This window comes from Streptomyces sp. NRRL F-6492, assembly GCF_001280125.1.
Lineage (GTDB): Bacteria > Actinomycetota > Actinomycetes > Streptomycetales > Streptomycetaceae > Streptomyces.
In genome coordinates this window covers 79,888-101,163 of sequence record NZ_LGEG01000127.1, presented here as the reverse complement: position 1 = coordinate 101,163, position 21,276 = coordinate 79,888, and the positions used below count along the sequence as shown (strand labels likewise).

Below are 21,276 nucleotides of genomic sequence, written 5' to 3'. Positions count from 1 at the left end.
GACCCTGAGTGAGGACATAGCGCCATGCCCGGCCGCAGCAGAGCCACCGGTGTCTTCGCGTACGGCGCGGCCGCGGGCCTCGCCGTCGATCTGCTCCTCGGCGACCCCCGCCGGGGGCACCCCGTCGCCGCGTTCGGCCGGACCGCCGCCGCCGTCGAGAAGCGCCTCCACCACGACCACCGGGGCTGGGGCGCCCTGCACGCCGCCGTCTGCGCCGGCTCCACCGCCGCCCTCGGCGCCCTCGCCGCCCGGGCCGTGCGGGACCGGCCGGCCGCCGCCGTCGCCCTGACCGCCGCCGCCGTGTGGGCCGTCGTCGGCGGTACGACCCTGGGGCGGGAGGCCCGCGCGATCGGCGGGGCGCTGGCCGCCGGGGACCTGGAGGTGGCCCGCGAGCGCCTTCCGCACCTGTGCGGGCGCGACCCGCAGTCCCTGGACGGTCCCGCGATGGCCCGCGCGGTCGTCGAGTCGGTCGCCGAGAACACCTCGGACGCCGTGGTCGGCGCCCTGTTCTGGGGCGCGGTCGCGGGCGTGCCGGGACTCGTCGGCTTCCGGGCGGTCAACACCCTGGACGCGATGGTCGGCCACAAGTCGCCCCGGTACCGCCGCTTCGGCTGGGCCTCGGCCCGGCTCGACGACCTGGCCGGCTGGCCGGGCGCGCGCCTGACGGCCGTGCTCGCCACCGTCGCCGGGGGCGATCCGCGCGGGGCCGTACGGGCCTGGCGGGCGGACGCGTCGAAGCACCCGAGCCCGAACGCGGGTCCGGTCGAGGCCTCCTTCGCGGGCGCGTTGGGCGTACGGCTCGGGGGCACCCTCTCGTACGGCGGGCGCGTCGAGCACCGGCCGGTGCTCAACGGGGAGGGGCGGGCCGTCGAGGTGGCGGACGTCGAACGGGCGGTGGCGCTCTCGCGCCGGGTGACCGCGCTGACCCTGGCCGCCTGTGTGGGCGGCCGGCTGATCGCCGACGCCGTGGGGCGCGGGAAGCGGAGGAGTTCATGAGGGGCGGGGGGCTGCTGGTCGCCGGGACCACGTCCGACGCGGGCAAGAGCGTCGTGACGGCCGGGATCTGCCGCTGGCTGGTCCGCAAGGGCCTGAAGGTGGCGCCGTTCAAGGGGCAGAACATGTCCCTCAACTCCTTCGTCACGCGCGAGGGCGCCGAGATCGGGCGGGCCCAGGCCATGCAGGCGCAGGCCGCCCGGGTCGAGCCGACCGCGCTGATGAACCCGGTGCTGCTCAAGCCGGGGAGCGACCGCTCCAGCCAGGTCGTCCTGATGGGGAAGCCGGTGGGCGAGCTGAGCGCGCGCGGCTACCACGGGGGACGGCAGAAGGAGCTGTTCGAGCCGGTCATGGCGTGCCTGGAGGAGCTGCGGAGCACGTACGACGCGGTGATCTGCGAGGGCGCCGGCAGCCCGGCCGAGATCAACCTGCGGCGCACCGACATCGTGAACATGGGGATAGCGCGGGCCGCGAAGCTGCCCGTGGTGGTGGTCGGGGACATCGACCGGGGCGGGGTCTTCGCCCAGTTCTTCGGCACGACGGCGCTGCTGTCGCCGGAGGACCAGGCGCTCGTCGCCGGGTACCTGGTGAACAAGTTCCGGGGCGACGTGAGCCTGCTGGAACCCGGGCTCGACATGCTGCACGGCCTGACCGGGCGCCGGACCTTCGGCGTCCTGCCGTACGCGCACGGGCTCGGCATCGACGAGGAGGACGGGATGGGGGTCCCCCCTGGTCGAGCGAAGTCGAGACCTTGGGGGAGGGTCTCCCTGCGGGGCACCGTCCGGGAGTCGGTCGTGGCGCCGCCGGTCGGCGCGGACGTGCTGCGGGTCGCCGTGTGCGCCGTCCCCCTGATGTCCAACTTCACGGACGTGGACGCGCTGGCGGCCGAGCCGGGCGTGGTCGTCCGGTTCGTGGACCGGCCGGAGGAACTGGTCGACGCGGACCTGGTCGTCGTGCCGGGCACGCGCGGCACGGTGAAGGCGCTCGCCTGGCTGCGGGAGCGCGGCCTCGCGGACGCCCTGGCCCGGCGCGCGGCCGAGGGCCGCCCGGTGCTCGGCGTCTGCGGCGGCTTCCAGGTCCTGGGCGAGCGGATCGAGGACGAGGTCGAGTCGAGGGCCGGTGTGGTCGACGGGCTCGGCCTGCTTCCCGTACGGGTGCGGTTCGAGGCCGGGAAGACCCTGGCCCGGCCGGTCGGCGAGGCGCTCGGCGAGCGGGTCGAGGGGTACGAGATCCACCACGGCGTCGCGGACGTGCGAGGGGGAGAGCCGTTCTTGGACGGCTGCCGGGTCGGCTCCGTGTGGGGCACCCACTGGCACGGCTCCCTGGAGAGCGACGGCTTCCGGCGGGCGTTCCTGCGGGAGGTCGCGGCGGCGGCCGGGCGCCGGTTCGTCCCGGCCCCGGACACGTCGTTCGGCGCGCTGCGCGAGGAACAGCTCGACCGGCTGGGCGACCTGATCGAGGAGCACGCGGACACGGACGCGCTGCTGCGGCTGATCGAGGAGGGCGCCCCGGCGGGGCTGCCGTTCGTGCCGCCGGGGGCGCCGTGAGCGCGGGGGCGCGGCCCGGGGCCGCCGTGCGCGGGGGCGCCGCGAGGACGCGCGCGGGCCGCGCGCCGGACCCGGGGCGGCACCGCGCGGGCCACGGTCCCGACCCGGGGCGGCACCGCGCACGGGCGACGCCGGACCCGTGGCGGAGCCGCACGAAGGACGCGTCGGACCCGTGGCCGGGCCGCTCGCGCAGGCGCAACGAATCCGAGGAGAGGACCACCCGATGAGCACCCGGTATCCGTTCACCGCCGTCGTCGGCATGGACGACCTGCGGCTCGCGCTGCTGCTCAACGCCGTCAGCCCGGCCGTGGGCGGTGTGCTGGTCCGGGGCGAGAAGGGCACCGCGAAGTCCACCGCCGTGCGGGCGCTCGCCGAGCTGCTGCCCGCCGTGCCGGTGGTCGCGGGCTGCCGGTTCGGCTGCGACCCGGCGTCGCCCGACCCGGGCTGCCCGGACGGGCCGCACGAGGCGGGTCCGGGGGTCGCGCGGCCCGCGCGGATGGTCGAACTGCCCGTCGGCGCCTCCGAGGACCGGCTCGTCGGTTCGCTCGACATCGAGAAGGCGCTCGCGGAGGGCGTGAAGGCGTTCGAGCCGGGGCTGCTCGCCGACGCGCACCGGGGCATCCTGTACGTCGACGAGGTCAACCTCCTCCACGACCACCTGATCGACCTGCTGCTCGACGCCGCCGCCATGGGCTTCTCGAACGTCGAGCGCGAGGGCGTCTCCGTGCGGCACGCCGCCCGGTTCCTGCTCGTCGGGACGATGAACCCCGAGGAGGGCGAGCTGCGGCCGCAGCTCCTCGACCGGTTCGGACTGACCGTGGAGGTCGCCGCCTCCCGCGAGCCCGAGCAGCGGGTGGAGGTCGTGCGGCGGCGGCTCGCCTTCGAGGACGACCCGGCCGCGTTCGCCGCGCGCTGGACCGGCGAGGAGAGCGCGCTGCGCGAACGGATCGTCGCCGCGCGCGCCCTCCTTCCGCGGGTGACCCTCGGGGACGCCGTCCTGCTCCAGATCGCCGCGACCTGCGCCGCGTTCGAGGTGGACGGCATGCGCGCCGACATCGTCATGGCCCGCGCGGCCACCGCGCTCGCCGCCTGGGCCGGACGGACCGAGGTCACCTCCGAGGACGTGCGGCAGGCCGCGCTCCTGGCCCTCCCCCACCGCCGCCGGCGCTCGCCCTTCGACGCGCCGGGGCTCGACGAGGACAAGCTCGACGAGACCCTGGAGCGGTTCGGGGGCGAGGAGCCGGAGTCCGGCCCGGACGAGGACCCCGACCCGGAGCCGGACGGCCCCGGCGACGGCGGCCCGGGGGACGGCGGGGGCGGTCCGGACGGCGGCGGGATCCCGCCGCAGGGCGACGGGCCCGCGCCCGAGGACGTACCGGCGCCGGAAGAAGCCCCCGAGCCCGGGTCCGCGCCCGAACCCGCGCCGCAGAAGGCCGGGGCCGGTTCCGGCGAGCGGGCCGCCGTCAAGGCCGCCGAGCCCTTCCGTACGAAGGCCCTGAGCGTGCCCGGTCTCGGCGAGGGCGCGGCCGGGCGCCGCTCCCGGGCCCGCACCGAGCACGGCCGCACGACCGGCTCCGTCCGGCCCCGGGGCGCGCTGACCAAGCTGCACCTGGCGGCGACCGTGCAGGCGGCCGCCCCGCACCAGAAGGCGCGCGGGCGGACCGGGCGGGGGCTCGTGGTCCGGCGCGACGACCTGCGGCAGGCGACCCGGGAGGGCCGCGAGGGCAACCTCGTGCTCTTCGCGGTCGACGCCTCGGGCTCGATGGCGGCCCGGCAGCGGATGAGCGCGGTCAAGGGCGCGGTCCTCTCGCTGCTCCTCGACGCCTACCAGCGGCGCGACAAGGTCGGCCTGGTCACCTTCCGCGGCCGGGACGCCGAGGTGGCGCTGCCGCCGACCTCGTCCGTGGACGCGGCCGCCGCCCGGCTCGAACAGCTGCCGACGGGCGGGCGCACCCCGCTCTCGGCCGGGCTGCTCAAGGCGCACGACGTGCTGCGGGTCGAGCGGCTGCGGGACCCCTCGCGCCGCCCCCTGCTCGTCGTCGTGACGGACGGGCGGGCGACCGGGGGCCGCGCGGCCGGCGACCCGGTGGCGCTCGCCGCCCGCGCGGCGCGGCTGCACGCCGCCGAGGGCACGGCGTCGGTGGTCGTGGACTGCGAGACCGGGCCGGTGCGGCTCGGCCTCGCGGGGCAGCTCGCGCGCGAACTCGGCGGCACGGCCGTGACGTTGGACGAGCTGCGCGCCGACTCGATCGCCGGCCTCGTCAGGGACGTACAGGCAGGACACGCAGCACGGACAGCCAGGAGGGCCGCTTAATGCCGCAGGGACAGCCGACCGTCGTTCCCGACGACGGTCTGACCACCCGCCAGCGCCGCAACCGCGCGCTGGTGATGGTGCACACGGGCGTCGGCAAGGGGAAGTCGACCGCCGCCTTCGGGATGGCGCTGCGCGCCTGGAACCAGGGCTGGCCGATCGGGGTGTTCCAGTTCGTGAAGTCCGCCAAGTGGAAGGTCGGCGAGGAGAACGCCCTCAAGGCGCTCGGCGAGACCGGCAAGGGCGGCACGGTCACCTGGAACAAGATGGGCGAGGGCTGGTCCTGGATCCAGCGCGAGGTCGCCGAGGGCGAGCAGTCGCACGAGGACAAGGCGCGCGAGGGCTGGGAGCAGGTCAAGCGGGACCTCGCGGAGGAGAGGTACAAGTTCTACGTCCTCGACGAGTTCGCCTACCTGCTGCACTGGGGCTGGATCGACGTGAACGAGGTCGTGGAGGTGCTGCGGAGGCGGCCCGGGCAGCAGCACGTCGTCATCACCGGCCGCAACGCGCCGCGGGAGCTGGTGGACTTCGCGGACCTCGTCACCGACATGTCCAAGGTCAAGCACCCGATGGACGCCGGTCAGAAGGGCCAGCGGGGCATCGAGTGGTAGCACGTCTCGTCATCGCCGCGCCCTCCTCGGGCGCGGGCAAGACCACGGTCGCGACCGGCCTGATGGCCGCGTTCGCGGGCCGTGGCCTGGCCGTCTCCCCGCACAAGGTCGGCCCGGACTACATCGACCCCGGCTACCACGCGCTCGCGACGGGCCGCCCGGGGCGCAACCTCGACGCGTACATGTGCGGGACGGGCCTGGTGGCGCCGCTCTTCCTGCACGGGTCGCGCGGCTGCGACCTGGCCGTGGTCGAGGGGGTCATGGGCCTGTACGACGGGGCCGCCGACCAGGGCGAGCTGGCGTCCACCGCGCAGGTGTCGAAGCTCCTCAAGGCACCGGTGGTGCTGGTCGTGGACGCGTCGTCGCAGTCGCGGTCGGTGGCGGCGCTCGTGCACGGGTTCGCGTCCTGGGACCCGGAGGTGCGGATCGGGGGCGTGATCCTCAACAAGGTCGCGACCGACCGGCACGAGCACCTGCTGCGGGAGGCGCTCGGGGAGTCCGGGGTGCCGGTCCTCGGCGTGCTGCGGCGGGCGCCCGCCGTGGCGACGCCGTCGCGGCACCTGGGGCTCGTGCCGGTGGCCGAGCGGCAGGCCGCCGCCGTGGAGGCGGTGGCGGCGCAGGCCGAACAGGTGCTCGCCGGGTGCGACATGGAGGCGCTGCTCGCGCTCGCGCGGTCGGCTCCGGAGCTGTCCGCGGAGGCGTGGTCGCCGGAGGCCGCGGGGCGCGCGGTCGCGGGCCGGCCCCGGATCGCGATGGCGGGCGGGGCCGCGTTCACGTTCTCGTACGCCGAGCACACCGAGCTGCTGACCGCCGCCGGCGCCGAGGTCGTCGCCTTCGACCCGCTGCGGGACGAGGCCCTGCCCGAGGGGACCTCCGGGCTGGTGATCGGCGGCGGCTTCCCCGAGGTGTACGGGGGCGAGCTGTCCGCCAACGAGCCGCTGCGGAAGGCCGTGGCCGAGCTCGCCGCCTCGGGCGCGCCGGTCGCGGCCGAGTGCGCCGGGCTGCTCTACCTGGCGCGGTCGCTGGACGGCACGCCCATGTGCGGGGTGCTCGACGCCGACGCGCGCATGTCGGAGCGGCTGACGCTCGGGTACCGGGACGCGGTCGCCGTCAGCGACAGCGTGCTCGCGCCGGCCGGGGCGCGGATGCGGGGGCACGAGTTCCACCGCACCGTGATCGAGCCGGGCGCCGGGGCGCGGGCCGCGTGGGGGCTGCGGCAGCCCGAGCGGCGGGTGGAGGGCTTCGTCCAGGGAGGGGTGCACGCCAGTTACGTGCACACGCACTGGGCGGGCGCTCCCGGGGCGGCGGCGCGGTTCGTGGCGCGGTGCGCGGGTGGCGACGGCGGTCCGGTCGCGTGAGGTCAGCCCCCGGAGGCCCCCACCACGAGCCAGATGAAGCCGACGCCCGCCACCGTACACAGCAGGGTGGAACGGGCGGGGTGGTCGTGGTGGGCCTCGGGCAGGATCTCGGCGGCGGCGAGGTAGAGCAGGGCGCCGCCGAAGAAGCCGAGATAGCTGCCAAGAAGTTCCTCCGGAAGGGTGAACAGCAGAGTGGAGGCGGCGCCGAGAACCGGGGCGACGGCGTCCGCGACGAGCATCGCGAGGGCCTTGCGGCGCGCGTTCCCGTAGAGGCTCGTGATCGTGTACGTGTTGAAGCCGTCGGCGAAGTCGTGGGTGATGACGGCGAGGGCGACGGTGGCGCCCATGCCGCCGCCGACCTGGAAGGCGGCGCCGAGCGCGATGCCGTCCATGAGGCTGTGGCCGACCATCGCGGCGGCGGCCGTCATGCCCACCTGGGGCACCCTCTCGTCGGCCGCGACCCCGTGCGCGGCCCGGCGTACGGCGAGCAGGCGCTCCACGACGTGGGCGAAGAGGAAGCCGCCGACGAAGAGCAGCAGGGCCTCCGGGACGCCGAACACCTCCTGCCCGGCGGCCTCCAGGGCCTCGGGCAGGAGGTCGAGTCCGACGACGCCGAGCATGAGCCCGCCGGCGAGTCCGAGGACGAGGTGACGCCGGTCGGTGACGCGCCCGGCGACCCATCCTCCGAAGAGCGTCATGAGGAACGCGCCGAGCGCGACGACCACAGCCATGGGGCTTTGCTATCGGATGGGGAGGCGTCCGCGCACCTCGGTGCGGGCGCCCGGCCGGGCGTTCCGGTGGACGAGGTGCTGGCCCTCGTGGACGCGGTCCTGCGGGAGGCGGGGCTGACGCGCGCGGCCGTCCGGTCCCTCGCCACGCTGGACGCGCGGGCGGCGGAGCCGGGGATCGCGGGGGCGGCGGCGGTGCTCGGCGTGCCGGTGCGGGGGTTCGCGGCCGGGGAGTTGGCGGCCGTGTCCGTACCGCACCCGTCCGCGCCGCCCCTGGCCGCGACGGGCACGGCCTCGGTGGCGGAGGCGGCGGCTCTGCTCGCGGCGGGCGGGGGCGCGGGGGCGGACGGGGGCGGGGTGGTGGAGCCCGTGGCGCGTGCGCGGGCCGTGCTGCTCGTGCCGAAGCGGAAAACCCGGCGCGTAACGTGCGCTCTCGCCGCTTCCGTCCCGGTTCGGCCGCGCGAAGACGCCCCGGGCGCACGGTTGTTGCCCCGAACTCACGGGTACATCGCTGGCGAGCCTGGCTCACCCCCCACCATCCCCACCCCCCACACGACGGCGGCCATGGACATGCACACGCATACCGACGCCCACGACCTTCGCCACCACGGTGACGCCGAGGTCAGGGACGAGAAGCTCATCGACCTGGCGGTCAACGTCCGGACGGACACCCCTCCGGACTGGCTGCGCAGACGCATCGCCGACTCCCTGACCGGCCTCGCCGCCTACCCCGACGGCCGGGTCGCGCGGGCCGCGGTCGCCGAGCGGCACGACCTGCCCCCGAACCGGGTGCTGCTCACGGCCGGCGCGGCGGAGGCCTTCGTGCTGCTCGCGCGGGCGCTGCCGGTGCGGCGGCCGGTCGTGGTGCACCCGCAGTTCACCGAGCCGGAGGCGGCGCTGCGCGACGCCGGACACGCGGTGGGCCGGGTGCTGCTGCGCGAGGAGGACGGCTTCCGGCTGGATCCGGCGGCGGTCCCGGAGGACGCGGACCTGGTGGTGATCGGGAACCCGACGAACCCGACCTCCGTGCTGCACCCCGCCGCCACGATCGCCGCGCTCGCCCGGCCGGGGCGGACCCTGGTGGTGGACGAGGCCTTCATGGACGCGGTGCCGGGCGAGCGGGAGTCGCTGGCCGGGCGGACGGACGTGCCGGGGCTGGTGGTGCTGCGGAGCCTCACCAAGACCTGGGGCCTGGCCGGGCTGCGGATCGGGTACGTGCTCGCCGGCCCCGAGACGGTCGCGGCCCTGGAGCGGGCGCAGCCGCTGTGGCCGGTGTCGACGCCCGCCCTGGTGGCGGCGGAGGCCTGCATGTCGCGGGCGGCGCTCGCGGAGGCCGAGCACGCGGCGCACCGGATCGGGATGGAGCGGGCCCATCTGCTCGCGGGCCTCGCGGAGTTCGACGAGGTGCGGACGGTGGCGGGGGCCGAGGGCCCCTTCGTGCTGGTGCGGATCGACGGGGCGGACGTGGTGCGGGAGCGGTTGCGGTCGCTGGGCTTCGCGGCCCGCCGGGGCGACACGTTCCCGGGGCTCGACCGGAACTGGCTGCGGCTCGCGGTCCGGGACCGGGCGACGACGAACCGCTTCCTCCAGGTCCTGGACCAGGCGCTGTTGATGGGCGGCTGAGGAGACCTCGGCCGCCCGTTCCCGGGAACGGGCGGGGGCCCGGGGAGGGCGGCGTCGTCACCGCCGCCCTCCCCGGGCCCCGCCGTCCTCCTTCCCCGCACCCCCCGGCGCCTCCCCCTCGGGCCGTCAGCCGCGCGAGCGGGCCCGCGAGCGGGTCAGCGCGAGCGCGCCGCCGCCCGCCACGACGAGGGCGAGCGCCCCGGCCGCGATGTACGGGGTGGTGGAGCTGCCGCCGGTCTCGGCGAGGTTCTGGGTGGGGGTGGTGCCGCCGTTGTTCGTGGTGAGGCCGCCTCCGTCGCTCGGTTCGGCGGAGGGCTCCCGGCTCGGCTGCTCGGAAGGCCGTCCGGTGGGCTTCTGGGTCGGCTTCGCGGTGGGCTTCGCGGTCGGCTTCTCCGTCGGCTCGGTGCCCTTGGGCGTCTCGCAGGTGGCCTCGGCGAGGGTGACGGTGCCGTCGACCTTCGCGACGCCCAGGTTCAGCGGGTTGACCTTCACCTTGAGTTCGAGGGCGGTCGCCGCGGCGGTGCGGGAGGTCGTGGAGGTGCGGGAGAGGTCCAGGGTGACCTCGCCGACGCCCGGGACGGCGACCTGGGTCCGGCCGCCCGCGGAGAGGGTGGTCCTCTTGCCGAGGACGGTCACGTGGCCGAGGACGTTGGACTCGGCGACCGGCCGCTTCCCCACCTCGCACAGCGCCTTGGAGGTGACCTTCTCGACCTCGACGAGGGAGAGCAGCGGGAGGCCGGGGACGTGCACGCGCGCCTTGACGAGGTTCACGTGCCCCTCGGCCCCCTCCTCGTCCACCGTGGCCCCGGAGGTGGCGACGTCGGCCTTGAGGACGTCGACCGGCTCGCCGTTCTCGGCCCCCTGCACCTTCACGGAGAGCGCGGTCTCGTTCTCGCTCTCCGGCGCCCTGACCTCGTTGAGGGAGGCCCGGAGCGGCACGTTCACCGTCTTGCCGAGGAGGGAGACGTCGAGGCCGGTCCGCAGGACGACGGCGGTGGCGCGCCCTTCGCCGCCCGTGGCGTGCGCCGCGGGGGCCGCGAGGAGCACGGGGCCGACGGCCAGGGCGGCGACGGTCGCGGCGGCCGCGGAACGGCGTACGGGCATGCGGAAGGTGTTGCTGTTCAAGGTGGTGGAACCCCCACAGGAGACATGGCGTCGCCGGCCGCTCACCACGGGGACGGTGGCTCGGCGCGGTCCCGGCGACTTGGGACACCGGAATCTTTACGCACGGAGAGTGAACCGGCAGTCACCTGACGTCGGTTCACCCCAAAGGGGGGTTTCCGTCTTCACTTTCGATTCTTTTCGCTACAACCGTTCTCGCCCGCCCCCTGCGTTTCGTACGAAAGGCCGGGTGCGGGCGCGGGCGGGAACGGCGAGCGGGGGGACGGTCAGGGGTGTGAACGACCGGTTCCGCGCGGGGGTAACGGATCGTCAACCCGGTGCGCTCAGCCCTCGCGCCAGTAGCCGAGGGCGTGGACGCGCTCCTTGGGCAGCGCCAGCTCCTTGCGGGCGTATCCGCCGAGGGCGCGGGTGGTCGCGGTGTCGCAGGCGATCCAGACGTACGAGGCGGCGTCCGCGAGCGCGGGCAGCTCGGCCTTCACGCGGGCGACGAGTTCGGCGCCGCCCTTCTCGCGCGGCACCCGGCGCAGGTCGTGCCGCTCGGGGTCGACGCGGAACGGCAGCTCCTCGTCGGAGGCGTGCTGGGTCTCGAACCAGACGGTGGCCGGGAGGTCCGGGAAGGCGTCGAGCAGGGAGTTGACCGCCGGCAGGGAGGCCGCGTCGCCGACCACGAGCAGCCGTCCGGGCAGCGGGTCGGGGGCCTCGAAGCCGGTGCCCTGGAGGGTGGCCTCGACGGTGTCGCCGGCGGCGCAGTCCCGGGCCCAGCGGCTCGCGACCCCGTCGTGGAGCGCGAACTCCAGGCTGAAGGTGCCGGCCGCCACGTCCGGGTCGACGAGGGTGTAGGCGCGCTGGTGCGGCTTGCCGCCGTTGTCGAACCAGACGCGGACCCACATCGTCGGGTGGACCCCGGCGGCGGCGAGGAGGCCGCCGTCCGTGAAGTGCACCCGCCGGTAGTCCTCGGTGACCTGCTCGGCCCCCGTCACGGTGAACGTGAAGTCCTTGCCGCGCATCAGCTTGAGAACGGCGCCCTGCCAGCCGTGACCCACCGCGATCCCCTCCCCTTTGGTTACTGTAGATTAATTTAGGTCAGCCTAACCTAAGAATTCATGGAAAAGCAGGGACGGGAGCGGTTCTCCGTGAGCATCGAGGTCTACCGGGACGCCTGGGGCGTTCCGCATCTGCGTGCCGGGGACCCGGACGAACTCGCCTTCGCCCAGGGGCGGGTCACCGCACGTGACCGCGCCTGGCAGCTGGAGGTGGAGCGGCACCGGGCCGGGGGGACCACGGCCGCGTTCCTCGGCGCCGCCGAGCTCGGCTGGGACGTCTTCGCCCGGCGGGTCCGGCTCGCGGACACCGCCCGCCGCTGCTTCGAGCACCTGGAGCGCGCGGACGCGCCGACGGCCGCGTGGGTGCGCGCGTACGTGGACGGGGTCAACGACGGTCTGGCGGAGGGGGCGCGGCGCGCGCCCGAGTTCGCGGAGACCGGTCTCGCGCCCGGCCGCTGGGAGCCCTGGACCCCGCTCGCCGTCTGGCTCTCGACCCACATCCTCTTCGCGGGCTTCCCCACCAAGCTGTGGCGGGAGGAGGTCGCGCGGCGGCTCGGCGAGGAGTGGACGGAGCTGTTCGCGACGGACGGACCCGGCACCGCGGGCTCCAACGGCTGGGTGGTGGCGGGCGGGCGGACCGCGAGCGGGGCGGCCCTGATGGCCGGCGACCCGCACCGGTTCGTCGAGGCGCCGGGCGTCTACCAGCAGATCCGGCTCGCCTGCCCCGCGTACGACGTGGTGGGCCTCGCCGTGCCGGGCGTCCCCGGCCTCGCGCACTTCGGCCACACCGGGCCGGTGGCCTGGGCGATCACCAACGCGATGGCGGACTACCAGGACGTCTACCGGGAGCGGCTGCGGCGGCTCCCGGACGGGGGCGTGGAGGCCCTCGGCCCCGAGGGCTGGCGCCCGGCGACGGCCCACACGGAGACGATCGAGGTCGCGGGCGGGGAGCCGGTCGTGATCGAGGTGATCGAGACGGACCGGGGACCGGTGATCGTCGGCGTGGACGACGAGCCGGAGACCGGAGGCCCTGAGACCGAGGGCCCGACGGACGGCGCCCCGGCGGACAGTGCCCCGGCGGACGCCCGTACGGCGGGTGACAGCCCGGCCGCGGACGCCTGGGCCGCGGACGCCTGGGCCGCGGGCGAAGACCCGGCGGACGCCCGGACGGCGAACGGCGCCGGCCCGGCCGCGGGCGCGCCGGCGAGCGGCCCGGCGGGGGCTCCGGCCGGCGGCGTTCCCGGGGCCGGAGTCCTCGGGGAGGGCCCGGTCGGCGGCGCCCCGGAGGACGGCCGGTCCGGTGAGGGGGCCGGCTGGGAGGCCCTCGCCCTGCGCTACCCGCCCCGGGTCACCGGGCGGCTCGGTTTCGAGGTGCTGCCCGCGCTGCTGCGGGCCCGGACCGTCGGGGACGTGGACGCGGCCCTCGACGGCTGGGTCGAGCCGGTGAACGTGGTCCAGGCCGCCGACACGCGGGGCGGGCTGCTGCACCGGGTCGCCGGCCACGTCCCCGTACGGCCCCGGGCCAACTCCCTGCGCACCGTGCCCGCCTGGGACGCGGCGCACGGCTGGGCGGACGCGCCCGCCCCGCTGCCCCGCGCCGAGGTCCGGGGGCACGCCGTGATGGCCAACGCCCGGGGCCTGGCCGCGCCGCTGGGAGTCGAGTTCGCCCCGCCGCACCGGGCGGACCGGATCGACGCGCTGCTCGGCGCCTCGGCCGACTGGACCCCGGAGACGACCACCGCCGTCCACCGGGACACCGACAACCCCTCGGCGGCCCGCCTCCTCGCGGCGGTCGGCGGCGCCGGAGCCGGCCTCTCCCCCGCCGCCTCGGCCGTGCGGGAGCGGCTGCTCGCCTGGGACCGGCGCATGGACGCGGAGAGCACCGGCGCCGGTCTGTACGCGGCCGTCCGGGGCGCGGTCGTCCGCCGCCTCGCCGGGCACGAGGCCTTCGCGGCGCTGCGCGACCCCGCCCCGTACCCCGAGGTGTTCCGGCCCTGGCTGGCCCTCGGGCCGCGCGTCGCCTTCGCCCTGGAGACCCTGCTCACGGCCGGGCCCGTGCCCGCCGGGGACGTGGAGCGGATCGTCCGCGAGGCCCTGGAGGAGGTCGCGGCCGGGGAGCCGCCCGCCGCCTGGGGCGTCACCCACCGGCTCGCGCCCTGGCAGGCGCTGCCCGACCCCGACGACGCGCGGTGGCCGGGGCTCGCCGGGGACCACGACTGCGTGCTCTCCACGTCCAGCGTGCCCGGCTGGACCGACCGGAGCGCGCGCGCCTCCGCCGCCCGCTACGTCTGGGACCTGGCCGACCGCGAGCGCAGCGGGTGGGTCGTCCCCTTCGGCGCGTCCGGCGTGCCCGGCGACCCCCACCACCAGGACCAACTCCCCCTGTGGCTGCGGGGCGAGCTCGCCCCCGTCACCACCGACTGGCAGTACCTCACCAAGGAGCAGGGATGACCACCGCCGTTCACGTCCAGACCGTCGAGGGCTTCGGCACCGTCACCGTCAGGCCCGTCGACCCGGACCGGGACGCCCCGCTCCTGCACGGCTGGGTCAACGCGGAGCGGTCCCGCTTCTGGGGCATGACCGGGACCACCGTCGAGCAGGTCCGGGACGTCTACGCGCACCTGGACTCGCTCACCACCCACCACGGCTTCCTGGTCAGCAGGGACGACGAGCCCGTCGCCCTGCTCCAGACGTACGACCCCGCGGCCGACCGGGTGAGCGAGTGCTACGAGGTGCTGCCCGGGGACGTCGGCGCGCACTTCCTCATCGCGCCGCACGCGTCCCCGGAGCCGGGCTTCACCGGCAAGCTCGTCACCGCGCTGATCGCGTTCACGCTGAAGGACCGCGCGCGGGTCGTGGTCGAGCCCGACGCCGCCAACGAGAAGGCCGTCGCCCGCATGGTGCGGGCCGGTTTCGAGCTGGGCCCGGAGGTCGTGCTGCCGGAGGTGGACCTGCCGGAGGTCTTCCTCCCGGAGAAGCGGGCCCGGCTCGCGTTCCTGAGCCGCTGAGCCCCGGTCGGCCCACGGCCCGGCCCCCGGGCCGCCGCCCGGCCGGGCGTGACGGGCGACCGGTCGGCCCACGGCCCGCCCGCCGGCCCCCGGGGCGGTGGCCGGTCAGCCCACGACCCGCCCGTTGACGACGATCCGGCGCGGCGCCGCCAGGACGCGGACGTCCGCGCGCGGGTCCTCGCCGTAGACGACGAGGTCGGCGGGGGCGCCCTCCTCCAGGGCGGGGCGGCCCAGCCAGGCCCTGGCCCCCCAGGCGGTGGCCGAGAGGGCGTCGAGCGGCGGGATGCCGGCCCGGGTCAGCTCCTCGACCTCCTCCGCGACCAGGCCGTGGGCGAGGGAGCCGCCCGCGTCGGTGCCGACGAAGACCGGGACGCCCGCGTCGTAGGCGGCGCGGACCGTGTCGTACCGCCGCTCGTGCAGCCGTCGCATGTGGGCCGACCAGCGGGGGAACTTCTCCTGGCCGCCGTCCGCGAGGTGCGGGAAGGTCGCGATGTTGACCAGGGTCGGGACGATGGCGACGCCCCGCTCCGCGAAGAGCGGGATGGTGTCCTCGGTGAGCCCGGTGGCGTGTTCGACGCAGTCGATCCCGGCCTCGACGAGGTCGCGGAGCGAGTCCTCGGCGAAGCAGTGGGCGGTGACCCGGGCGCCGAGCCGGTGGGCCTCCGCGATGGCCGCCTCCACCTCGGGGCGCGGCCAGCAGGCGGTGAGGTCGCCGGCCCCGCGGTCGATCCAGTCGCCGACGAGCTTGACCCAGCCGTCGCCGCGGCGGGCCTCCCGGCCGACGTACGCGACGAGGTCGGCGGGCTCGATCTCGTGGGCGTAGTCGCGGATGTAGCGGCGGGTGCGGGCGATGTGCCGCCCCGCGCGGATGATCTTCGGCAGGTCGTCGCGGTCGTCGATCCAGCGGGTGTCGGAGGGCGACCCGGCGTCCCGGATGAGCAGGGTCCCGGCGTCCCGGTCGGTGAGGGCCTGCTTCTCGGCGGTCTCCGCGTCGACGGGCCCGTGCCGGTCGAGGCCGACGTGGCAGTGGGCGTCGACGAGTCCGGGCAGGACCCAGCCCTCGACGGTCACCGCCTCGGCGGCGGGCCGGTCGAAGGTGATCCGCCCGTCGACGCACCACAGTTCGTCCCGGACGTCCTCGGGGCCGACGAGCACCCGCCCCTTCACGTGCAGCACCGCGCGATCGCTCATGACCGCACTGTACGAGGAGGGCCCGGCCGCCGTCGGCCCCGGGGCGGCCGGGGCCGCTGGGTACCCTGATCCGGAGCTCCCTCCGTACCGGAAACCGGCGAACCGAACCGAAGAAGGCACCACCGTGACCGTGACACACCCGCTCCTGGACCTGGCCCCGCTGACCGCCGCGCACTTCGCGTCGATCGAGCGGCGGGTGGCCGCGCTGCTCTCCACGGAGCAGGACGTGGTGATCACCCAGGGCGAGGCGCTGCTGCCGCTCGAAGGGTGCATCCGGAGCGGGGCGCGGGCCGGTTCGACCGCGCTGAACGTCGTCACCGGCCCGTACGGGCAGACCTTCGGGAACTGGCTGCGGGACTGCGGCGCGACCGTGGTCGACCTGGAGGTGCCCTTCCACGCGGCGGTGACGGCGGAGCAGGTGGAGCGGGCGCTCGCCGAGCACCCGGAGATCGACTTCGTGTCCCTGGTGCACGCGGAGGCGGCGACCGGCAACACCAACCCGGTCGCGGAGATCGGCGAGGTCGTACGGGCCCACGGGGCGCTGTTCTACCTGGACGCGGTGGCCTCGATCGGCGCGGAGCCGGTGCTGCCGGACGCCTGGGGCGTGGACATGTGCATCATCGGCGCGCAGAAGGCGATGGGCGGCCCCGCGGGCGTGTCCGCGGTGTCGGTGAGCGCGCGGGCCTGGGAGCGGTTCGCCGCCAACCCGGCCGCGCCGCGCCGCTCGTACCTCTCGCTCCTGGACTGGAAGGAGCGCTGGATCGACGGCGGCCGGAAGGCGCTGCTGCACGCGCCGGCGCAGCTGGAGATGCTGGCCCTGGAGGCCTGTGTGGAGCGGATCGAGGCGGAGGGGCTGGACGCGCTGATGGCGCGGCACGCCTCGGCGGCGGCCGCGACCCGCGCGGGCGCGCTCGCGCTGGGCGGCGGTCTGGAGCCGTACGTGTACGAGGCCGAGGACGCGGCCCCGGTGGCGACGACGCTGCGCACGCCGGAGGGCGTGAACGCGGCCGGGCTGGTGGCGAAGGCGCTGGCGGCCGATCCCTCGCTGCCGCTGATCGCGGGCGGCGGGGCGCTGTCCGGGGAGATGATCCGGGTCAACCACTACGGGGTGGACGCGACCCCGGGCGCCGTGCAGTCCTCGCTCGCGGCGCTCGGCGCGGCGCTCGGGGAGACGGGCCGCGCGGTGGACCTGGAGGGCGCGCGCCGGGCGGTGACGGAGGCCTGGGCGTAACCCGCAGGGGCTCTCGCGCGCGGGAGGGGGCGGGGTTCCGGTGCCGGAACCCCGCCCCCTCGGCGTGTGCCCGGACGCTTACAGCGCCGGGTAGTCCGTGTAGCCGCGGTGGTCGCCGCCGAAGAAGGTGGCGGGGTCCGGGGTGTTATACGGGCCGCCGGCCTTCAGACGGGCGGGCAGGTCGGGGTTGGCGATGAAGAGGGCGCCGTAGGCGACGAGGTCGGCGGTGCCGTCCTCGATCAGGGCGAGGGCGTCGGGGCCGGTCGGGCCCTCGGTGGCCGGGTTGAGGACGAAGGTGCCGGAGAACGCCTTGCGCAGGGCGAGGGTCAGCTCGCGGACCTCGGGCCCGGCCTCGGTGACGTGCAGGTACGCGATGCCGACCGGGTCGATCGCGGCGACGAGGGCCGGGTAGAGCTCGTCGGTGTCGGTCTCGGCGATGTCGTTGTAGGTGTTGGCCGGGGAGAGGCGCAGGCCGGTGCGCTCGGGGCCGATCTCGGCGGCGACGGCCTTGACGACCTCGACGGCGAAGCGGACGCGGTTCTCGACCGGGCCGCCCCACTCGTCGGTGCGGTGGTTGGAGCCGGTGGCGAGGAACTGCTGGATCAGATAGCCGTTGGCGCCGTGGATCTCGACGCCGTCGAAGCCGGCCTCGACGGCGTTGCGGGCGGCGGTGGCGAAGCCGGCGATCGTCTCCGCTATCTCGTCGGCGGTGAGCTCGCGCGGGGCGACGAAGTCGATGAGCCCGGTGCCGGCGAAGAGCTTTCCGGCCGGGGCGACGGCGGAGGGGCCGACGGGGTGGAGGCCGCCGCCGAGGACCTCGGGGTGGCTGATCCGGCCGGCGTGCATCAGCTGGGCGAAGATCCGGCCGCCCTTCGCGTGGACGGCGTCGGTGACCTCGCGCCAGGCGGCGATCTGCTCGGCGGTGTGCAGGCCGGGGGTGTTGGGGTAGCCCTGGCCGATGGCGGTGGGCTGGACGCCCTCGGTGATGATGAGGCCGGTGGAGGCGCGCTGGGCGTAGTACTCCGCGACGAGCGCGGTGGGGACGCGGCTCTCGCCCTCGGCCCGGCTGCGGGTCATGGGGGCCATGGCGATGCGGTTGGCGAGCCGGGTGCCGGCGAGGTCGATCGGATCGAAGGCGGTGGTCATGGCGGTCCCTTCGTACAAAGTGTGTGGTCGACCAAGTATCAGGTTTATGTGGTCGGCCAAGTATCTGGTCCGGACGCCACTGTAACCCATTCATTGGCCGACCAAGGTAATCTTTGTGCGACGACGTCCCGAGGAGCTCCCGTGTCCGGAACCGACCCCGTCTGTACCGAACCGCCGCCCGCCGCCACCCGCTGCGGGCCCGTCGGCCACGCCCTGGCGCGGGTGGCGCGGATGCACCGGATCGCCATGGGGCGGCGGCTGCGGGAGCTCGGGCTCTACCCGGGCCAGGAGCTGATGATGATGCGCCTGTGGGACTGCGGTCCGGTCCGGCAGTCGGAGCTGATCCAGTCCCTGGGCCTGGACCCGTCGACGGTGACGAAGATGCTCCAGCGGCTCGAACAGTCCGGACACGTCCGCCGCGGTCCGGACCCGGCGGACCGGCGCGCGGTCCTGGTCGAGGCGACGGAGAGGGGCCAGGCGCTGCGCACGGGCGTCGAGGACGCCTGGCAGGACCTGGAGGCGCACTCGCTCGACGGACTCGGCGCGGCCGACCGCGCGGAGCTGGCCCGGCTGCTCGGCCTCGTCGCGGAGAACCTGCGCGCGGAGACGGAGGAGGCGGGCGACTGCCCGCCGGGACCGGCGGACTGCTGAGGGCGACGGCCCGCAGCGGCCTGCCGCATGCCGAGGGCGACGGCCCGCCGGGGCCGGTCGCATGCCGAGGGCGACGGCCCGCCGGGGCCGGTCGCATGCCGAGGGCGACGGCCCGCCGGGGCCGGTCGCATGCCGAGGGCGACGGCCCACTGCGGTCAGCCGTCCGGCGAGGCGCGGGCCCTCCCCCCTCGTGCCTCAGCCCGCCAGGACGTCCAGGGCGCGGTCCACGTCCGCCGCCGTGTTGTACAGGTGGAAGGAGGCCCGCAGGTTGCCCGCGCGGGCCGAGAGCAGGACGCCGGCGCTCTCCAGGGCGTCCGCGCGGTCCCCGAGGCCCGGGACGGCGACGACCGTCGAGTCGTCCGCGACCGGCTCGTGCCCGAGGGAGCGGAGGCCGGCGCGGAAGCGGGCCGCGAGCCCCTTGTCGTGGGCCTCGATCCGCTCGATGCCGATCTCTTCGAGGAGGGCGAGCGAGCGGGCCGCCCCGTGGTACGAGAGGAAGGCCATCGGCTCGTCGAACCGGCGCGCGGAGCGGGCCAGTTCGCGGACCGGGCCGTAGCTGTTGGCCCACCGCTCCTCGCCGGTGACCCAGTTGGCGTGGATGGCGAGGAGCGAGTCCTGCGCCTCCTCGGTGACGGTGAGGAAGGACGCCCCGCGCGGGCAGAGCAGGTACTTGTAGCCGCCGGCGACCGTGTAGTCCCACTGTCCCGCGCGCAGCGGCAGCCAGCCGGCCGCCTGGGTGGCGTCCAGGAGGGTGCGGGCGCCGTGGGCGGCGGCGGCCTCCCGTACCGCCGCGAGGTCGGCCGTCCGGCCGTCGGCCGACTGCACGGCGGAGAAGGCGACGAGGTCGGTCTCCGGGCGGACGGACGCGGCGAGCCGCTCCAGGGGCGCGAAGCGGACCTTGAGGTCGCCGCGGATCGTGAAGGGGGTGATGACGGAGGAGAAGTCGCCCTCGGGGAAGAGGACCTCGGACCCGGCGGGCAGCGACTGGGCGATCATCCCGCAGTGCACGGCGACCGAGCTGCCGACGGCGACGCGCTCGGGGGCGACCCCGACGAGCCGGGCGAAGCTCGCCCGCGCCTCGTCGACGATCTCGAAGCTCCCGGACCCGCCGGGGCGCCCGTCGGCGGTCTCCCGGGCGAGGAGCGTGACGGCCTCGACGGTCCTGCGGGGCATCAGCCCGCAGGTGGAGGTGTTGAGATAGGTCTTCTTGGGCGCGAACTCGGCGCTGCCGAGCGGCTGGTCGAGGGAATCCATGTCCCCACCCTGGATTCCCGGCGATCACCCGTCAATCGTGCTCCCACCCCGGGGGTCACCCAAGCGCGCCTTATCGCCGCAGGTCAGCGCGGGCAAGGAGCCCCGGCCCGGGGACGGCGGGAGCCGAAATCCGGGCCGGGGGCTCAGAGGCGGCTCAGGCCCTCGGGACCTCGCAGCCGTCCGGGCCGCAGGCCTCCGCGTCCGTGCCGGTGCCGAGCGGCTGGAGGACGCGGCCCTGCCAGGCCTGTTCGAGGGCCTGGGTGAAGACCTCGGCGGGCTGGCCGCCGGAGACGCCGTAGCGGCGGTCGAGGACGAAGAACGGCACGCCGTTCGCGCCGAGTTCGGCGGCCTCGCGCTCGTCCTGCCGTACGTCGTCGGCGTAGGCGGTCCCGTCGGTGAGGACGGCCCGGACCTCGGTCTCGTCGAGGCCGGCCTCCACGCCGAGCGCCACCAGGGTCTCGGCGTCGAAGACGGAGCGCTCCTCCGCGAAGTTGGCCCGGTAGGCCAGGTCCAGGAGCTCGCCCTGCCGGCCGCGCGCCTTCGCGAGGTGGAGCAGCCGGTGGATGTCGAAGGTGTTGCCGTGGTCGCGGCCCTCGGTGCGGTAGCCGAGCCCCTCGGAGTGCGCGCTGGAGGCCACGTGCGCCTCCATGGCCCGGGCCTCGTCGAGGGTGCGGCCGTACTTCTTCGCCAGCATCTCCAGGACGGGCTCCGGGTCGCCCTTGGCGCGGCCGGGATCGAGCTCGAAGGAGCGGTGCACCACCTCGACGTCGTCCCGGTGCGCGAAGGCCGCGAGCCCCTTCTCGAAGCGCGCCTTTCCTACGTAGCACCAGGGGCAGGCGATGTCGCTCCAGATCTCGACGCGCATGGGGTTCTCTCCGGGGGGTGACGGGGGTGAAGACGGGGTGTTCGGTGCGGAGAACGCTCCCACCTGCCCGTTTCATTCCGCGTGCGGGGGCGGTGTGAGGCGGTGCACAGGGACGACGCGCCCGTCGAAGGGGTCTTCGCGGGACCGCACCCGGTGGCCCGGTCGTCCGGGCCGGAGAAGTGCACGCCCGCCTCCTCCGCCTCCGCCGTACGCACCCGCAGGAACCTCCCCCCGAGGTCCCGTGCCACCGCACAGGGGGCGAGGACCTCGTGCGCGGCACTCGTGTCCAGCGGTGTCGCCTCACCGTTCTCGAACCGGCACACGAAGAGGCCGGAGCTCATGGAGCGTCTTCTCCCCGCGGCCGGGCCCACGCCGGCAAGAGCGTCGTTGTTCGGGATCCCGACAGGGACGGGAGGCACCCTCGCTAGCCTGTCGGCATGTCGGAGACCACGCAGAAGTCCCCGGTTCGATGCGTCAAGTGCAGCGGAGCGGGGGTCGTTCTTTCCAAGGCGGCGGACACATCCACGAGACTGCCCCGTTGGCGGTACCGATGTCTCGACTGCGCCGTTGCCTGGTGGGTCGACGAACACGAGC

At 75.7% G+C, this 21,276-nt stretch carries 17 protein-coding genes; 10 read left to right on the top strand and 7 right to left on the bottom strand.

Annotation, left to right across the window (positions count from 1 at the left end; translation table 11 throughout):
- Positions 1 to 24 precede the first annotated feature (24 nt).
- From ADL08_RS12160 to ADL08_RS12140, 5 genes are all read left to right on the top strand, one after another.
- Positions 25 to 996, top strand: a complete 972-nt coding sequence (locus ADL08_RS12160; RefSeq protein WP_053642101.1) for a cobalamin biosynthesis protein — start codon at positions 25 to 27, stop codon at positions 994 to 996.
- The gene (locus tag ADL08_RS12155) at positions 993 to 2,540 is read left to right on the top strand and encodes a cobyric acid synthase (RefSeq protein WP_053642100.1); all 1,548 of its coding nucleotides are present in this window, start codon (positions 993 to 995) and stop codon (positions 2,538 to 2,540) included. The genes ADL08_RS12160 and ADL08_RS12155 overlap by 4 nt, the downstream gene beginning before the upstream one ends.
- A gap of 223 nt (positions 2,541 to 2,763) precedes the next feature.
- A complete protein-coding gene (locus ADL08_RS12150) occupies positions 2,764 to 4,854 on the top strand; it encodes a putative cobaltochelatase (RefSeq protein ID WP_053642099.1) in 2,091 nt (696 codons plus the stop codon).
- Positions 4,854 to 5,462: a cob(I)yrinic acid a,c-diamide adenosyltransferase gene (gene cobO, locus ADL08_RS12145; protein ID WP_053642098.1), complete on the top strand. Its 609-nt coding sequence runs from the start codon at positions 4,854 to 4,856 to the stop codon at positions 5,460 to 5,462. The genes ADL08_RS12150 and cobO overlap by 1 nt, the downstream gene beginning before the upstream one ends.
- On the top strand, positions 5,456 to 6,820 hold the full coding sequence (locus ADL08_RS12140; RefSeq protein WP_053642097.1) for a cobyrinate a,c-diamide synthase: 1,365 nt from the start codon (positions 5,456 to 5,458) through the stop codon (positions 6,818 to 6,820). The genes cobO and ADL08_RS12140 overlap by 7 nt, the downstream gene beginning before the upstream one ends.
- 2 nt (positions 6,821 to 6,822) lie before the next feature.
- Here the strand turns inward: ADL08_RS12140 and ADL08_RS12135 are convergent, their stop codons facing one another.
- Positions 6,823 to 7,551 carry a ZIP family metal transporter gene (locus tag ADL08_RS12135; protein WP_053642096.1) on the bottom strand — a complete coding sequence of 243 codons (729 nt, stop codon included), beginning with the start codon at positions 7,549 to 7,551 and terminating at the stop codon, positions 6,823 to 6,825.
- A gap of 6 nt (positions 7,552 to 7,557) precedes the next feature.
- Between ADL08_RS12135 and cobC the strand changes: the two genes are divergently transcribed.
- A complete protein-coding gene (gene cobC, locus ADL08_RS12125; protein ID WP_078968308.1) occupies positions 7,558 to 9,171 on the top strand; it encodes an Rv2231c family pyridoxal phosphate-dependent protein CobC in 1,614 nt (537 codons plus the stop codon).
- 126 nt (positions 9,172 to 9,297) lie between these two features.
- Here cobC and ADL08_RS12120 read toward each other — a convergent pair whose 3' ends face one another.
- On the bottom strand, positions 9,298 to 10,296 hold the full coding sequence (locus ADL08_RS12120) for an SCO1860 family LAETG-anchored protein (RefSeq protein ID WP_053642094.1): 999 nt from the start codon (positions 10,294 to 10,296) through the stop codon (positions 9,298 to 9,300).
- A gap of 320 nt (positions 10,297 to 10,616) precedes the next feature.
- Positions 10,617 to 11,336, bottom strand: coding sequence for a siderophore-interacting protein (locus tag ADL08_RS12115; protein ID WP_053642093.1), 720 nt, complete (start codon positions 11,334 to 11,336; stop codon positions 10,617 to 10,619).
- A gap of 60 nt (positions 11,337 to 11,396) precedes the next feature.
- Here ADL08_RS12115 and ADL08_RS12110 point away from each other — a divergent pair, with 60 nt between their 5' ends.
- On the top strand, positions 11,397 to 13,787 hold the full coding sequence (locus ADL08_RS12110) for a penicillin acylase family protein (RefSeq protein WP_107092066.1): 2,391 nt from the start codon (positions 11,397 to 11,399) through the stop codon (positions 13,785 to 13,787).
- Positions 13,784 to 14,344, top strand: a complete 561-nt coding sequence (locus ADL08_RS12105; RefSeq protein WP_053642091.1) for a GNAT family N-acetyltransferase — start codon at positions 13,784 to 13,786, stop codon at positions 14,342 to 14,344. Before ADL08_RS12110 ends, ADL08_RS12105 begins: the two co-directional genes overlap by 4 nt.
- A gap of 105 nt (positions 14,345 to 14,449) precedes the next feature.
- Here the strand turns inward: ADL08_RS12105 and ADL08_RS12100 are convergent, their stop codons facing one another.
- The gene (locus ADL08_RS12100; protein ID WP_053642090.1) at positions 14,450 to 15,535 is read right to left on the bottom strand and encodes an amidohydrolase family protein; all 1,086 of its coding nucleotides are present in this window, start codon (positions 15,533 to 15,535) and stop codon (positions 14,450 to 14,452) included.
- Between the two features lie 130 nt (positions 15,536 to 15,665).
- Between ADL08_RS12100 and ADL08_RS12095 the strand changes: the two genes are divergently transcribed.
- Positions 15,666 to 16,766, top strand: a complete 1,101-nt coding sequence (locus ADL08_RS12095; protein WP_053642172.1) for a pyridoxal-phosphate-dependent aminotransferase family protein — start codon at positions 15,666 to 15,668, stop codon at positions 16,764 to 16,766.
- Between the two features lie 78 nt (positions 16,767 to 16,844).
- Here ADL08_RS12095 and ADL08_RS12090 read toward each other — a convergent pair whose 3' ends face one another.
- Positions 16,845 to 17,912: an alkene reductase gene (locus ADL08_RS12090; protein WP_053642089.1), complete on the bottom strand. Its 1,068-nt coding sequence runs from the start codon at positions 17,910 to 17,912 to the stop codon at positions 16,845 to 16,847.
- A gap of 141 nt (positions 17,913 to 18,053) precedes the next feature.
- Between ADL08_RS12090 and ADL08_RS12085 the strand changes: the two genes are divergently transcribed.
- Positions 18,054 to 18,563: a MarR family winged helix-turn-helix transcriptional regulator gene (locus ADL08_RS12085; protein WP_053642088.1), complete on the top strand. Its 510-nt coding sequence runs from the start codon at positions 18,054 to 18,056 to the stop codon at positions 18,561 to 18,563.
- A gap of 195 nt (positions 18,564 to 18,758) precedes the next feature.
- Here ADL08_RS12085 and ADL08_RS12080 read toward each other — a convergent pair whose 3' ends face one another.
- Both ADL08_RS12080 and ADL08_RS12075 read right to left on the bottom strand, forming a co-directional pair.
- Positions 18,759 to 19,817 carry an aminotransferase class V-fold PLP-dependent enzyme gene (locus ADL08_RS12080; RefSeq protein WP_053642087.1) on the bottom strand — a complete coding sequence of 353 codons (1,059 nt, stop codon included), beginning with the start codon at positions 19,815 to 19,817 and terminating at the stop codon, positions 18,759 to 18,761.
- Positions 19,818 to 19,971: 154 nt separating this feature from the next.
- Positions 19,972 to 20,682 carry a DsbA family oxidoreductase gene (locus ADL08_RS12075; protein WP_053642086.1) on the bottom strand — a complete coding sequence of 237 codons (711 nt, stop codon included), beginning with the start codon at positions 20,680 to 20,682 and terminating at the stop codon, positions 19,972 to 19,974.
- Between the last annotated feature and the right edge of the window lie 594 nt (positions 20,683 to 21,276).

Excerpts from the sequence above, each read along its gene's own strand:
- ADL08_RS12160 (WP_053642101.1), top strand. The coding sequence starts at position 25 with ATGCCCGGCCGCAGCAGAGCCACCGGTGTCTTCGCGTACGGCGCGGCC.
- ADL08_RS12155 (WP_053642100.1), top strand. The coding sequence starts at position 993 with ATGAGGGGCGGGGGGCTGCTGGTCGCCGGGACCACGTCCGACGCGGGC.
- ADL08_RS12150 (WP_053642099.1), top strand. The coding sequence starts at position 2,764 with ATGAGCACCCGGTATCCGTTCACCGCCGTCGTCGGCATGGACGACCTG.
- cobO (WP_053642098.1), top strand. The coding sequence starts at position 4,854 with ATGCCGCAGGGACAGCCGACCGTCGTTCCCGACGACGGTCTGACCACC.
- ADL08_RS12135 (WP_053642096.1), bottom strand. The coding sequence starts at position 7,551 with ATGGCTGTGGTCGTCGCGCTCGGCGCGTTCCTCATGACGCTCTTCGGA.
- ADL08_RS12110 (WP_107092066.1), top strand. The coding sequence starts at position 11,397 with ATGGAAAAGCAGGGACGGGAGCGGTTCTCCGTGAGCATCGAGGTCTAC.
- ADL08_RS12105 (WP_053642091.1), top strand. The coding sequence starts at position 13,784 with ATGACCACCGCCGTTCACGTCCAGACCGTCGAGGGCTTCGGCACCGTC.
- ADL08_RS12100 (WP_053642090.1), bottom strand. The coding sequence starts at position 15,535 with ATGAGCGATCGCGCGGTGCTGCACGTGAAGGGGCGGGTGCTCGTCGGC.
- ADL08_RS12090 (WP_053642089.1), bottom strand. The coding sequence starts at position 17,912 with ATGACCACCGCCTTCGATCCGATCGACCTCGCCGGCACCCGGCTCGCC.
- ADL08_RS12080 (WP_053642087.1), bottom strand. The coding sequence starts at position 19,817 with ATGGATTCCCTCGACCAGCCGCTCGGCAGCGCCGAGTTCGCGCCCAAG.
- ADL08_RS12075 (WP_053642086.1), bottom strand. The coding sequence starts at position 20,682 with ATGCGCGTCGAGATCTGGAGCGACATCGCCTGCCCCTGGTGCTACGTA.